The sequence below is a fragment of the Companilactobacillus insicii genome (genome assembly GCF_003946015.1).
Lineage (GTDB): Bacteria > Bacillota > Bacilli > Lactobacillales > Lactobacillaceae > Companilactobacillus > Companilactobacillus insicii.
This window is the reverse complement of sequence record NZ_RHNU01000005.1, coordinates 18451-32799: the sequence shown is the minus strand read 5'-3', so window position 1 is coordinate 32799 and position 14349 is coordinate 18451. Positions and strand designations below refer to the sequence as shown.

The following is a 14349-nucleotide window of genomic DNA, read 5'->3' as shown; positions in this document are numbered from 1 at the left end:
GGAGGATTATTTGCATGAGTGAACCATTATTTTTGAAACCTGTTTTTCATAAGAAAATCTGGGGTGGACGTGGATTAGAAACAAAATTTGGCTATGATATTCCTGATGGTGATATCGGCGAATGTTGGGCTATCTCCGGACATCCTCATGGTCGTTCAGAAGTGAAGAATGGTGAATTTGCAGGTCAATCTGTTGCAGAACTATGGAGCAATCACGCTGAATTATTTGGTAACCCTAAGGGTAGAGTATTTCCATTATTAACAAAAATTTTGGATGCCAATGCTAGTCTCTCTGTGCAGGTACATCCTGATAATGACTATGCTTGGAAGCATGAACATGAACTAGGTAAGACTGAATGTTGGTACATTATTGATGCAGAACCAGATTCATATTTGGTTTATGGACATCACGCAAAGACTAGAGAAGAACTTGATAAGATGATTGAATCAGGCGACTGGGATCACTTATTAAGAAAAGTTCCTGTTAAGCCTGGTGAATTCTATTATGTTCCAAGTGGAACTGTTCATGCCTTGAATAAGGGAATTATGGTTCTAGAGACGCAACAAAGTTCAGATACTACTTATCGCTTATATGATTATGATCGTGTTGATAAGAGTACAGGCAAGAAACGTGAACTACATATCAAACAATCTGAAGATACAATTACAGTTCCAAATAAAGATCCAAAGCTAGATATTCAAAGCAAGACAGAAGGAAAAAATAAATTTACAACCTTCGTGAAACCACCAATATCACCATATTTCTCAGTATACCGTTGGGAAATCAAAGAACCAGTTACATTGAAACATGATATTGGTAAGTACACATTAATCTCAGTTTTAAGTGGTAACGGTCAAGTTACTGTTGATGGTAAAGAATATGATTTGAAGAAGGGTGATCATTTGATCATGCCAGCCACAGTCGATTCATGGACTATCGAAGGTGATTTAGATATTATTGCTTCAGAGTCTGGGGAAGAATAATAGAACATGTTTTAGTTAGAATATTAAATAAAGCACCTTGTTACTTATAGTTATTAATTGTAAGTAATGAGGCGCTTTTATTGTTTACAAAAAAAGTTTTTTGTATATAAAATTATTAATATTATTCTAATTTGATTAAATTTGTAAAAAGTCTGCTATAATAAAAACCGACGTTCTAAGGGGGCATTAAATTGCAAAAGCAAAAGTTTTTTCGGCTTAGTTTGGGCTGGCAAATAATTATCGGTCTAGTTCTAGGTATAGTTTTGGGACAAATTTTCTATCACAATAAGGGTGCTATTACGGTCATGCAGAACATTGGTACAATGTTCATTTCTTTGATTCAAATGATCGTTTTACCGATTGTTATTTCATGTTTAACAGTCGGAATAGCTAATATGGGTGATATTAAAAAGCTAGGTCGTATAGGTCTAAAGACTTTGGTTTACTTTGAAGTAATGACGACTTTAGCTATTATTATTGGTATTGTTGTTGCTAATATTACACATCCAGGTTCATACATTAATATTAATGAGTTGAAGGGATCAAGTATTTCACAATATACTGCTTCAGCTTCAGCTGCCGAACATTCTGGTATTTGGTCAGTGTTGATGGGTATTATTCCTACTAATATTTTTGCCGCAATGGGTAAAGGCGATATGTTGCCTGTTATCTTTTTCTCAGTCCTATTTGGATTAGGAACGGCATCTCTTGGTAAGGAAGGTAAGATTATTACTGACTTATTAAACGCCGTTGCTAATGTAATGTTCAAAGTAACTAATTGGGTTATGCGTACTGCACCAATTGGTGTCTGTGCTTTGATTGGTGTAACAGTTGCTGAAATGGGATTTGATTCATTGAAGCCATTAGCACTATTCATTGTTATCGCCTATGCAACCATGGCATTCTTTGTATTTGTTATCATGTATCTTGTTGGAAGAATGTTCCATGTTGATTTCTTTGAATTATTTAGAATTATCGAAAATGAGTTTGTCTTAGCATTTACTACAGCTAGTTCAGAAGCTGCCTTGCCAAAGATGATGGATAAAATGCAAAAGTATGGAGCAAGTAAGGGTATTGTTTCATTCGTAATTCCTACAGGATATACATTTAACCTTGATGGTTCAGCTATTTATCAATCATTAGCAGCTTTGTTCTTGGCACAGGCTTATCATATTAACCTGTCAATCGGACAACAAATTACATTGATAGTTGTTTTGATGCTGACATCAAAGGGAATGGCTGGTGTTCCGGGAGCTTCATTTGTTGTTCTACTAGCAACCGTTTCAACGATAGGTGTTCCTATGCAAGGATTGACATTTATTGCTGGTATTGACCGTTTAGTTGATATGGGACGTACAGCTGTTAACGTTGTTGGTAACTCACTCGCTACAATTATTATTGCTAAAAGTGAAGATGAGTTTGATGATGATAAACGAAAGAAATATGTCGCCAACTATAAGCGTGGCATGTAAATATAAAATCAAAAAAAGTTGAGATTCCGTAATTGGAAATCTCAACTTTTTTTATCTCATACTGATCATAACGACTAAAGTGTTCATAACTAGATGACTACCAGCACTGACATAGATGTTTTTAGATTTGTAATAAATAAATGAGAACCATAACCCCATTGCTACGTAAACGATGAATCTTGTATCTTGATGCATAAATGCGAAGAACACGGCCGAAATGGCAGCTGCCCAGTAGATATTAGTTGGTTTAATAAGATTAGCAAAGAATACACGTCTGAAGACTATTTCTTCCATAATCGGTGCACAAATTAATACATAGGCAAAGTAGTATGGATATGCGTGGACCAATGTCAGCAGCTGCAAAGTATTCGCTGAGGTTGTGCTAGTATGGAAAATTTGTTGGTCAACGAATCCTAGGCCAATTTGAAGAATTAAAGCACCAACAGTACCAATAATTATCCATTGTAATTTATTATTTAAGTCGGTCTTTTCTTCAAGTTCATTTGGTGAACTCTTTTGTGTTAAATAAATCATAATACCCGTCGCTAAAATTGCGGCTAAAGTTAAAGTTATAAAGTAGGCTGATCCGGTTACTTTAACCATGGATAATATCGAACCAATAAAGAGTAATACTACGTATGTAGCTAAAGTTAAAAATTGATTTGTTGAATATTTCATAATTTCTCCTATTTTTTCTAAAGGTAAATACTTGCATGTTCACAATAAAATGTTAATATAAAACATGTGATTAGCACAACAGAACTTGGAGTGCTAAATTAAAAATAAATATTAATCATCGGAGGCATTCAAATTGTTAAAACCACTTGGAGACAGAGTTATTGTAACAGTCGATAAAGAAGAAGAGAAGACAGTAGGTGGCATTGTTCTTGCTAACAACGCTAAAGAAAAGCCACAAACAGCCGAAGTTGTAGCTGTGGGTGAAGGCTCAATAACAGAAGATGGAAAGACATTACCAATGCACATTAAGGTTGGCGATAAAGTACTTTTCGATAAGTATGCTGGCTCAAATGTTAAGTTTGATGATACTGATTATTTAATCTTACACGAAAAAGATATCATGGCAATCGTTGAAAAATAATAATTTAAATTGAGAAGTTAAATTACCAAAAAAATATTGGAGTGTGGAAGTATGGCAAAAGAAATTAAGTTTTCAGAAGATGCACGTTCAAAAATGTTAGATGGTGTCAATAAACTAGCTGACACAGTTAAAACAACTATCGGACCTAAGGGTAGAAATGTTGTTCTTGAAAAGAATTATGGTTCACCAGAAATCACAAATGATGGTGTTACTATTGCAAAGAGTATTGAATTAGAAGACCACTTTGAAAACATGGGTGCAAAGCTTGTTTCTGAAGTTGCTTCAAAGACAAATGATATTGCTGGTGATGGTACAACTACAGCCACAGTATTGGCTCAAGCTATCATCAAAGAAGGTATGAAGAACGTTACTGCTGGTGCTAACCCTGTTGGTATCAGAACTGGTATCGAAAAGGCTACAGAAGCTGCTGTAGATCAACTACACAAGATTTCACACAAGGTAGCTGGTAAGTCAGATATTGCTCAAGTTGCTTCAGTTTCATCAGCAAGTGAAGAAACAGGTAAGTTGATTGCTGATGCCATGGAAAAAGTTGGTAACGATGGTGTTATCACAATTGAGGAATCAAAGGGTATTGATACAACACTTGATGTTGTTGAAGGTATGCAATTTGATCGTGGATATATTTCACAATACATGGTTACTGATAACGACAAGATGGAAGCTGACTTAGATAATCCATACTTGTTGATTACAGATAAGAAGATTTCAAATATCCAAGATATCTTGCCATTGCTACAACAAATTGTTCAACAAGGTAAGTCATTATTGATCGTTGCTGACGATATTGATGGTGAAGCATTACCAACACTTGTATTGAACAAGATTCGTGGAACATTCAATGTTGTTGCTGTTAAGGCCCCTGGATTTGGTGATCGTCGTAAGGAACAATTACAAGATATTGCCACATTAACTGGTGGTACAGTAATTACTTCAGATCTTGGACTTGAACTAAAAGATACAACTATGGATCAATTAGGACAAGCCGGTAAGGTAACAGTTACAAAGGATAGCACAACAATTGTTGAAGGTGCTGGACAAAAAGAAGCTATTGATGAACGTGTTGAGACAATTAAGAAACAAATTGCTGATACAACATCAGACTTCGATCGTGATAAGTTACAAGAACGTTTAGCTAAATTATCTGGTGGTGTTGCCGTTGTTAAAGTCGGTGCTGCTACTGAAACAGAATTAAAGGAACGTAAATACAGAATTGAAGATGCTCTTAATGCTACACGTGCTGCTGTTGAAGAAGGCTACGTAGCTGGTGGTGGTACAGCATTCTTGAACATCATTGATACAGTTAAGGCTGTTAAAGGTGAAGGCGACGTTCAAACAGGTATCAATATCGTTGTTAGAGCTCTTGAAGAACCTGTACGTCAAATCGCTGAAAATGCCGGTCTTGAAGGTTCGGTTATCGTTGAGCACATGAAGGATCAAAAACCAGAAGTTGGTTACAATGCTGCAACTGACAAGTGGGAAAACATGGTTGATGCCGGAATTATCGACCCTACTAAGGTTTCACGTTCAGCACTACAAAATGCTGCCAGTGTTGCTGCATTAATTTTGACAACAGAAGCAGTTGTTGCTGACAAGCCAGAACCAAAAGATGCACAACCAGCCGCAGGTGCTAACCCAGCTGCCGGTGGTATGGGCGGAATGATGTAGAAAAAATCAGAGAGTGGAACAAAACGTTTAACTTCCGAGCATTACCTAGGATAAGAGAGGTGTCACGGAGTGACGCATCGCTTATCCGTAGTAAGCGGAAGAAGTTGTTTTGTGTAACTCGTTTCGAAATGAAAATAAATCACTTTGCACAATCCGCTTCAAACACCCAATCTCCAAAAACTTAAACAAACTACTATAAAAGTTACTTAGACAATAACTTAAAAACAAAACCAAAATGGTCATTCTTACACCAACGTAGGAATGACCATTTTTTTGTCTATGATAAAATTGAAAGATAAGGTGGTGTTAATAACATGAATCAACTATTTACAATTGGTCAACTGTCGAAACTATTCAATATCAAAGTGCCAACATTACGTTATTACGATGAGATTGGCTTATTAAAGCCAGCAAAAGTTGACTCAGAGACTAATTATCGTTATTACTCCACAGAACAATTTGAACGATTGAATGTTATTAAGTATTTTCGAGCGTTGAATTTATCCATTGAATCCATCAAGAATTTTTTTGATGCGAGAGATATTTCAACACTAGAAAAGCTGTTAAGAGAACAACAAATAAGAGTTGATCAACAAATACAGACACTACAATCAGTCAATAAACGAATTAGCACAAGATTAGCGCAAGTTGAAAGTGCTGAAAAAGCGATTCTTAATAAAGTTGAATTAGTAAATTTGCCTAAAATACCTGTAATTAATTTACGCCAAGATTATCAACTTGGTGAGGATATTGAGTTACCTCTTACAGCTATGAGGCAACGATATGATATGGATAAATTAATATTTCTAGGAAAAATTGCATTGTCTATGAGCTATAATAATTTGATGAATAATTCATTTGATCGATACAACGGCATACTTTTGATCTTAGAAGCTGGGGATGAAGGTGAAGCAACGGCAATTTTACCTGAGGGTTCCTATTTGAGAATTAGATTCCATGGAACACATGAAAATGCGGCAGATTCTTATAAACAATTGATTCAATTCTGTGAAGATCATTTATTGACGATCACTGGTGATGCTGTTGAAACAGCTCTAATTGATTATGGTATAACCAATGATTATTCTAAATACGTAACTGAGATAAGAGTACCAGTAAGATAAATTATATTGACCCTCCAGTTACTAGAGAGTTTATATTTAAACTATCGAATTTTTTATATGAGGGGAAATGGCACTATGATCGGAACTTTTTTTAATGTAACAATGATTCTAGTTGGCAGCATTATTGGCCGGTTTTTGCATAAAGGAATCAAACCAGAGTTTCAAAAAATTCTTACACAGGGATTGGGCCTGGCAGCTATGGTGATTGGTATCAATGCTGTGGTTGCGCATATGCCTAATAGCAAGTATCCAGTTTTGTTCATAGTGAGCTTAGCAGTTGGAGGATTGTTTGGACAATGGGTAAACTTGCAAGCAAGATTTGATAGTCTAGTCGGTAAATTTTCAGGTGGAGATTTAGCAGAGGGATTAGCAACAGCGATACTTTTGTACTGCATAGGATCATTATCAATCTTGGGACCAATTGAGGCTGCATTGAAACATGATTATACGTTCTTATTTACTAATGGGATTGGACGGAATTACTTCTATAGTATTAGCATCAACGTTTGGATTAGGTATCGCACTGGCTGCCATTGCTGTTTTTGCGTGGCAAGGAAGTATTTATGCGATTGCCTTTTTGCTGCAAGGTTCTATTAATACTAGTATGATTAATGAATTGACTATTGTTGGTGGTATTTTGATTTTGGCATCTGGATTAGGATTGTTAGAGATAAAAAAAATCAGCGTTTTGAATTTATTACCGTCTTTGTTGATTCCAATAATCGTTGTTCCATTATTACAATTATTTTAGGTATAATATTGATTTCTGACACTTCTAAAAAACTTAGAAGTGTTTTTTCTTTGGATAAGTACACTCTCTTTTTTAATTGGATCAATATTGATACAATATCATAGGTAAAGATGGGGGAATTCTATATAATGAAAATACTTTTCGTTGGAGATGTCGTCGGCAACATAGGGCTAAAAACTGTGGAGACTTATTTGCCTAAAATTAAGCAGAAGGTTAAACCACAGTTGACGATTGTGAATGGTGAAAATGCCAATGGTGGTAAAGGAATCAAAGTTGACGACTACCAAAGGATTCAAGTGGCTGGGGCAGAGGTTGTTTCTGGCGGAAATCATATTTGGGATAAGCGAGAAGTGTTAGATTTTATAGATGATCCCAAGAAAAATATCTTACGTCCATATAACTTCTCTGGTGATAATGTTCCAGGACGTGGAGTTATCGAAAAAAAGGTCAATCAAAAAAAGGTCTATATTATAAATATGCAAGGAACCGCATTAATGCAGCCATTAGATAATCCATTTTTGGCCTTTGACAAGTTGTTACCAACACTGGATAAGGATGCAATTAAGTTTGTTGATTTTCATGCTGAAACTACTAGTGAAAAGATTGCTACCGCTAAATATTTAACTGGTAAAGTTGCGGCTGTCGTTGGTACTCATACGCATGTTCAAACTAATGACGCTCGTATCTTTGATAAAAAGACAGCTTATTTAACTGATGTTGGAATGACTGGATCTTACGATGGTATTTTGGGTGTTAAAGATGAGCCTATAATTACTCGGTTCTTAACTCAACGTCCTACGAAATTTGATGTTGATGAAGACGGACGTATGCAAATTGGCTTCTGTGTAATTGATATTAATGATCAAACAAATTATGCACGCAGTATCAAAAATTATGTTATAAGTCCTGATAATCAGAGCTTTTTAACTTTTTAATTTAATTACAAACTGGTGGAGGAAATTCATGCCACAAAAAACTAAAGAAACACCTATGATGCAGCAATATCTGGATATGAAGAAAGAATATCCAGATGCTTTTTTGTTGTATCGCGTTGGTGACTTCTATGAAATGTTCTATGACGATGCAATTAAGGGTTCTCAAATACTAGAACTGACATTGACATCAAGAAACAAAAAAGCAGATGAGGATATACCAATGTGTGGAGTTCCTCATCGTGCTATTCAAGGGTATATTGATACACTTGTGGATAAAGGATACAAGGTCGCCATTTGTGATCAGCTGGAAGATCCAAAACTTGCAGAGGGCATGGTAAAGCGTGGAATTACACGTGTTGTCACACCTGGTACGATTATGGATGAGTCGGCTAATCAAGCTACTGAGAATAACTATATTACGGCGATTAGTCACCAAAAAAATCGCTTTGGATTAGCCTATGCTGATTTATCAACTGGTGAAGTCAAGGTGACATCGGTGGATAACTCAATGGACTTGATTAATGAACTGCAAAATTTGAATACTAAGGAAACAGTCGTTGATACTAATTTTCCACAAAAATATTTGGATCCGATTAAAAGAATTGGAATCTTAGTATCCACTATTGACGGTATTGATGATAACTTTGCATTTGATTACAGCCAGATAACTGAAGAATTACAAGTGAATACTGTTAAAACGCTGATTAGTTATTTAATGGAAACACAAATGCGTTCGTTGGATCATTTAAAAGCTGCTGAAACATATAAGACAACAGCTTATTTATCAATGGATCATACAGCTCAGAGTAATTTGGAATTGTTCAAAAATTTGCGAACTAATAAAAAATCAGGAACACTTTTGTGGTTGCTTGATGAAACCAAGACCGCAATGGGTGGACGTTTATTAAAACAGTGGTTGGCAAGGCCATTGTTAAATCAAAATGAACTAGAAAAACGTCAACACATTGTCCAAGTTTTTTTGGATAATTATTTCCAGCGTTCATCATTTCAGGACTATTTAACAAAAGTTTACGATTTGGAACGTTTAGCAGGACGTGTTGCATACGGTACTGTAAATGGTCGTGACTTGATTCAATTGAAGACATCCCTTGAACAAGTTCCAAAGATCAAAGAAATACTTTTGGATATTGGTGATTACGACTTAGATGCTTATATTGAACAAATTGACGATGTTAGTGATGTTCGTAAACTAATTGAAGAAGCAATTGTAGATGAACCACCAATCTCTACTACTGGTGGTGGACTTATTAAGGAAGGTTATAATGAGCAACTTGATAAGTACATTGATGCATCTAAAAATGGTAAAAAATGGATAGCAGAATTGCGTGCTCAAGAGCAAGAAGTAACTGGCATTAGCAACTTAAAGATTGGCTATAACAAGGTCTTTGGTTACTATATTGAAGTTACTAAATCAAATATTGATAAGGTTCCAGAAGGTCGTTATCAAAGAAAGCAAACTTTAACCAATGCTGAAAGGTACATCACACCTGAATTAAAAGAAAAAGAAACATTAATTTTAGAGGCTGAGGATAAATCACAAGCGTTGGAACATCAACTGTTTGCTGATATAAGAAAATCAGTTAAAGAGCAAATTAGGCGCCTTCAATCTTTGGCTAATATCTTGTCACAATTGGATGTCTTGCAGAGTTTTGCAGTTGTCAGTGAGACTTATCATTACGTTGCACCAGAATTTATTGATGAGCATGATTTAAAAATAATTAATGGACGTCATCCAGTTGTGGAAAAAGTCCTTAGCAACAATAGTTATATTCCAAATAACGTAACTTTCGACAGTAAAACCGATATCCTGTTGATAACTGGTCCCAATATGTCAGGTAAGAGTACCTATATGCGTCAAATGGCACTGACGGTCATCATGGCGCAAATGGGATGCTTTGTTCCAGCCGAGTCCGCTAGAATGCCAATCTTTGATCATATCTTTACGCGGATTGGTGCGGCAGATGATTTGATTTCTGGAGATAGTACATTCATGGTCGAAATGCGTGAGGCTAATGATGCCTTGAAGAATGCTACTAAGAATAGTTTGATAATCTTCGATGAAATTGGAAGAGGTACTGCTACTTATGATGGTATGGCACTTGCTCAGGCAATCATTGAGTATATTGACAAGAATGTTAAAGCTATGACGATGTTCTCGACTCATTATCACGAGTTGACGGAACTTGAAGGTCAATTGCCAGGGGTTAAAAATGTCCATGTAGATGCTTCAGAAGAGAACGGAACATTAGTGTTTTTGCACAAGGTTTTACCCGGACCTGCGGATAAGTCATATGGTATTCATGTAGCTAAATTAGCTGGATTGCCGGATGAAGTATTAAGTCGAGCTGATACTATCTTGAGTAGTCTAGAAGACACAGCACCAAAGGGCATTAAAGTTGAAGACAATGTAAAAGAAGAAGTGAAGCCTAAGTTAGTTGAAGAATCTAGTGAGACTGAGAAAATAAGTGAACCGACATCAGATTCACAACTTTCGCTTTTCCCAGAGTTGGATGTAAAGCCAAAAGCTAAGTTGAATAAGGGCGAGAAAAAAGTTGTTGATGAATTACAAAATCAAGATTTAATGAGTGTCACACCGATTGATGCTATCAATCTGTTATACAAGTGGCAAAAAGAACTTAAATAAAAGAAGGTGGAAAAGTTGGGGTTGATTCATGAACTGCCGGTTGAATTGAGCAATCAAATTGCCGCTGGTGAAGTTATTGAACGTCCAGCGTCAGTTGTTAAAGAGTTAGTTGAAAACTCTATTGATGCTCAAGCAACGCAGGTTTTGATAACTGTTAAGCAAGCTGGTCTTAAATCAATTGAAATCAATGATAATGGAATTGGTATAGCGGCTGATGATGTGGAAATTGCCTTTCAACCTCACACCACCAGTAAGATTTCTACCGATCATGATTTATTTAATGTCAAAACTTTGGGATTTCGTGGTGAAGCTCTGGCAAGTATAGCCTCAGTTTCTAAGTTAACGGTTGTTACAAGTACAGATGGAAAATCTGCTGTTAGGGCTGAATTTGCCGGTAATACTTTGTTGAACAAAGAAACACACGCTCGTTCGGTTGGAACAACTATTACAGTTGAGGATTTATTTTTTAATACACCAGCAAGATTGAAGTATGTTAAATCTTTGCACACAGAACTTAATAAGATAGTAGATATTGTGGATCGCTTAGCAATGGGACATCCAGAGATATCCTTTAGACTTATCCATGAAGGAAAAGATATTGTCTGGACCTCAGGTAATAGTAATTTGCAGCAAACTATAGCTGGTATTTATGGGAGAACCATTGCCAGTCATATGATGGAATTTGAGAATTCTGATGAAGACTACACTATTAAAGGATACTTTTCTAAACCTGACACAACTCGTTCAAATCGTTCGTACATTTCATTAATATTGAATGGACGATACATTAGGAATTATCAACTAGCTAATGCCGTGATTCGTGGTTATGGCTCTAAATTGATGGTTGGTAGATTTCCGATTGCGGTGATAGATATTGGATTAGATCCAAGTTTGGTTGATATTAATGTTCACCCAACTAAACAGGAAGTTCGATTAACCAATGAAGGTCATATTGCTGATTTAATCAGTGAGGGTATTAAGGATAAATTATCTACACAGAATTTGATTCCTGATGCTGTGAAAAATTTAAATCGTAAAACAACGACTGATCAGAAACCGAAAATCAGTTATAAATCTGAACAAATAAGTTTTGATGACTTATCATTGATGAATAAAATCTCTGAACCATTGCCAACAAAACTTCCTGGTAGTTTGCCGGAAGCAAAAAAAGCTGAAGTTGAAACTAATCCACAGGTGGAAAAGCCAGATAAGCAATTATTGAGTACTCCTATATTTGATGATCCAGAACATCTTAAATCGTGGGATAATCGGATGAAGCAGGAAAAAGAAGTTAAGGTAATGGCTGAAGATTCAAATGATGAACAGTCAGGCAGTGATTCTGGATTTCCAGATTTAAGGTATATTGGGCAAATTCACGGAACCTATTTGGTTGCTGAAAGTCCAGATGGCTTTTATTTGGTTGATCAGCATGCTGCTCAAGAGCGCGTTAACTATGAGTATTATCGTAAAGAAATTGGTAAGGTTTCAAATGATCAACAAAGATTATTAGTTACTATTGTATTGGATTATCCAAATTCCGAAAGTATTTTGATACGTGATAAGAAGGACATACTTGAGAGTATAGGTCTATACTTAGAAGACTTCGGTCAGAATAGTTTTGTCGTTAATACACATCCCACTTGGTTTGTTCCAGGTCAGGAAGAGTCGACTATTCGCGAGATGATTGATTACGTTTTGAATGATTCAAAGATCAGTGTAGCTGCGTTTCGTGAAAAAAATGCAATTATGATGAGTTGTAAGAGGGCAATCAAAGCCAATCATCATTTGGATGAAGTACAGGCAATTTCATTATTAAAGAATTTGACTAAAGCAGAAAATCCATATAATTGTCCACATGGACGACCAGTATTGGTAGAATTTAGTAACAAAGATCTTGAGAAAATGTTCAAGCGAATTCAAGATCCTCATGACACTAGAGAGAGTGAATAAATATGTTTGAATATTTAAATGGAGTAATTACGTATATTGATCCAACATATGTCGTAGTAGATGTAAATGGTGTTGGATACAAAGTTCAAGTTGCTAATCCTTATCGTTATCAACAAAATGAGAATGCCAAAGTTTATGTTGAACAAATTGTTCGTGACAATGAGCAGGCATTGTATGGTTTCTATGATATTAATGAAAAACGAATTTTCCTACATTTGATTAGCGTTTCAGGTATTGGACCTAAGAGTGCATTGGCTATCTTAGCTGGACAAGATTTGAATGGATTGATTACAGCTATTGAGAATAATGATGTTAAGTTTTTGACTAGATTTCCTAAGATCGGTAAGAAAACGGCGCAACAAATTATTCTTGATCTCGGTGGTAAAATGTCAGCTCAGGGACAAATGGTTCTTGGAGAAGATCCAACGCCATTGAGTTCAGGCAATCAAGAATTAGAAGATGGAATGTTAGCGTTAGAATCATTAGGCTATACCGCTAGAGATATTGGGCGAATTAAACCAAAACTACAAAAAGAAAACTTAGATACAGCAGATGCATATTTACGTGCTGGACTTAGATTATTAACGAAGTAATAAGGAGGTTAGTCAATGGAAAATGATAATGATCGTTTAACTGATGCTGATGCTTTAGATGAGGCGGAAGATATGGCCGAACAAACTATACGTCCTAAGACATTTGATCAATATTTGGGACAAGAAAAAGCAAAAAAAGAATTGGAAGTTTATATTAAAGCTGCCAAACAACGTCAACAAACACTAGATCATGTGTTACTTTATGGACCTCCGGGGCTTGGTAAAACAACTTTAGCTATGATTATTGCCAATGAAATGGGAGTAAATATTCATACAACTACTGGACCTTCGATTGAAAAGTCTGGAGATTTGGTTGCAGTTTTAGATGAATTAGAACCAGGTGATGTATTGTTCATTGATGAAATACATCGTATGCCTCGAGCAATTGAAGAAGTTCTTTATTCAGCAATGGAGGATTTTTATATTGATATCATTGTTGGTCAAGGGACCGAGTCTAGATCATTACACCATGAGTTAGTTCCTTACACATTGATTGGAGCAACGACTACATCGGGTAAGTTATCGGCACCACTTCGTGATCGATTTGGAATTGATATTCATATGGAGTATTATTCTGAAGAGGAATTATCCAAGATCGTTTTTAGAACCGCTGGAGTTTTAAAGATAAATGTTGATGAGGAAGGTGCCCATGAAATAGCACGCCGCTCACGTGGGACTCCTAGAATTGCCAATAGATTATTAAAGCGTGTTCGTGATTTTGCCCAAGTAGCAGGCAAAGATATGATAGACTATGATATTGCTGAATCAGCATTAAATCAGTTACAAGTTGATGATGCTGGATTGGACAGATTAGATCGTCGTATTTTATCAATGATGATTGAACTATACGGTGGTGGTCCATTAGGTATTAAAGTTATTGCCGCTAATATTGGTGAAGATCAAGAAACAATTGAGTCAGTATATGAACCTTATTTGATGCAAAAAGGATTTTTGAAGCGTACTGCAAGAGGTCGTATTGTAACTAAAAAAGGATATGAACATTTAGGATATACGTACCCTGAAAAGAGAGAGTGAAACAATGCGGTTAACTTTCGAGCACTACTCGATTACATTTATATGATGTTCTATTC

At 35.9% G+C, this 14349-nt stretch carries 11 protein-coding genes and 1 pseudogene; 11 read left to right on the top strand and 1 reads right to left on the bottom strand.

Annotated elements, in window-relative coordinates; genetic code table 11:
• Window positions 1-14: 14 nt before the first annotated feature.
• Together manA and EKM79_RS02630 are read left to right on the top strand one after the other, a co-directional pair.
• Entirely contained in the window at window positions 15-983 is a 969-nt protein-coding gene (gene manA / locus EKM79_RS02635) for a mannose-6-phosphate isomerase, class I (RefSeq protein ID WP_125565615.1), read from the top strand.
• Between the two features lie 191 nt (window positions 984-1174).
• On the top strand, window positions 1175-2455 hold the full coding sequence (locus EKM79_RS02630; RefSeq protein ID WP_125565613.1) for a cation:dicarboxylate symporter family transporter: 1281 nt from the start codon (window positions 1175-1177) through the stop codon (window positions 2453-2455).
• A 51-nt stretch (window positions 2456-2506) separates the two neighbouring features.
• On the opposite strand, the gene EKM79_RS02625 is transcribed toward EKM79_RS02630, so the two are convergent.
• The gene (locus tag EKM79_RS02625) at window positions 2507-3133 is read right to left on the bottom strand and encodes a CPBP family intramembrane glutamic endopeptidase (RefSeq protein WP_246005602.1); all 627 of its coding nucleotides are present in this window, start codon (window positions 3131-3133) and stop codon (window positions 2507-2509) included.
• Between the two features lie 133 nt (window positions 3134-3266).
• On the opposite strand from EKM79_RS02625, the gene groES reads away from it, so the two are divergent.
• The 9 genes and pseudogenes from groES (at window position 3267) to ruvB (ending at window position 14293) form a co-directional block, all read left to right on the top strand.
• Entirely contained in the window at window positions 3267-3554 is a 288-nt protein-coding gene (gene groES / locus EKM79_RS02620; RefSeq protein WP_025023713.1) for a co-chaperone GroES, read from the top strand.
• 51 nt (window positions 3555-3605) lie between these two features.
• Window positions 3606-5240, top strand: a complete 1635-nt coding sequence (gene groL, locus EKM79_RS02615; RefSeq protein WP_125565611.1) for a chaperonin GroEL — start codon at window positions 3606-3608, stop codon at window positions 5238-5240.
• A 314-nt stretch (window positions 5241-5554) separates the two neighbouring features.
• Window positions 5555-6364, top strand: a complete 810-nt coding sequence (locus tag EKM79_RS02610) for a MerR family transcriptional regulator (RefSeq protein WP_125565609.1) — start codon at window positions 5555-5557, stop codon at window positions 6362-6364.
• Window positions 6365-6439: 75 nt separating this feature from the next.
• Window positions 6440-7115, top strand: a pseudogene (locus EKM79_RS02605) (DUF554 domain-containing protein).
• Between the two features lie 128 nt (window positions 7116-7243).
• Window positions 7244-8050, top strand: coding sequence for a TIGR00282 family metallophosphoesterase (locus tag EKM79_RS02600; RefSeq protein WP_125565607.1), 807 nt, complete (start codon window positions 7244-7246; stop codon window positions 8048-8050).
• 28 nt (window positions 8051-8078) lie between these two features.
• Window positions 8079-10715: a DNA mismatch repair protein MutS gene (gene mutS, locus EKM79_RS02595; RefSeq protein WP_125565605.1), complete on the top strand. Its 2637-nt coding sequence runs from the start codon at window positions 8079-8081 to the stop codon at window positions 10713-10715.
• 15 nt (window positions 10716-10730) lie between these two features.
• Window positions 10731-12665: a DNA mismatch repair endonuclease MutL gene (gene mutL / locus EKM79_RS02590; RefSeq protein ID WP_125565752.1), complete on the top strand. Its 1935-nt coding sequence runs from the start codon at window positions 10731-10733 to the stop codon at window positions 12663-12665.
• A gap of 2 nt (window positions 12666-12667) precedes the next feature.
• The gene (gene ruvA / locus EKM79_RS02585) at window positions 12668-13258 is read left to right on the top strand and encodes a Holliday junction branch migration protein RuvA (RefSeq protein ID WP_125565603.1); all 591 of its coding nucleotides are present in this window, start codon (window positions 12668-12670) and stop codon (window positions 13256-13258) included.
• A 15-nt stretch (window positions 13259-13273) separates the two neighbouring features.
• A complete protein-coding gene (gene ruvB / locus EKM79_RS02580) occupies window positions 13274-14293 on the top strand; it encodes a Holliday junction branch migration DNA helicase RuvB (RefSeq protein WP_125565601.1) in 1020 nt (339 codons plus the stop codon).
• Window positions 14294-14349: the final 56 nt, after the last annotated feature.

Bases quoted from the DNA above. Each gene is read 5' to 3' on its own strand.
- EKM79_RS02625 (WP_246005602.1), bottom strand. From the start codon at position 3,133: ATGAAATATTCAACAAATCAATTTTTAACTTTAGCTACATACGTAGTA.
- mutS (WP_125565605.1), top strand. From the start codon at position 8,079: ATGCCACAAAAAACTAAAGAAACACCTATGATGCAGCAATATCTGGAT.
- ruvA (WP_125565603.1), top strand. From the start codon at position 12,668: ATGTTTGAATATTTAAATGGAGTAATTACGTATATTGATCCAACATAT.
- EKM79_RS02600 (WP_125565607.1), top strand. From the start codon at position 7,244: ATGAAAATACTTTTCGTTGGAGATGTCGTCGGCAACATAGGGCTAAAA.
- EKM79_RS02610 (WP_125565609.1), top strand. From the start codon at position 5,555: ATGAATCAACTATTTACAATTGGTCAACTGTCGAAACTATTCAATATC.
- manA (WP_125565615.1), top strand. From the start codon at position 15: ATGAGTGAACCATTATTTTTGAAACCTGTTTTTCATAAGAAAATCTGG.
- ruvB (WP_125565601.1), top strand. From the start codon at position 13,274: ATGGAAAATGATAATGATCGTTTAACTGATGCTGATGCTTTAGATGAG.
- groL (WP_125565611.1), top strand. From the start codon at position 3,606: ATGGCAAAAGAAATTAAGTTTTCAGAAGATGCACGTTCAAAAATGTTA.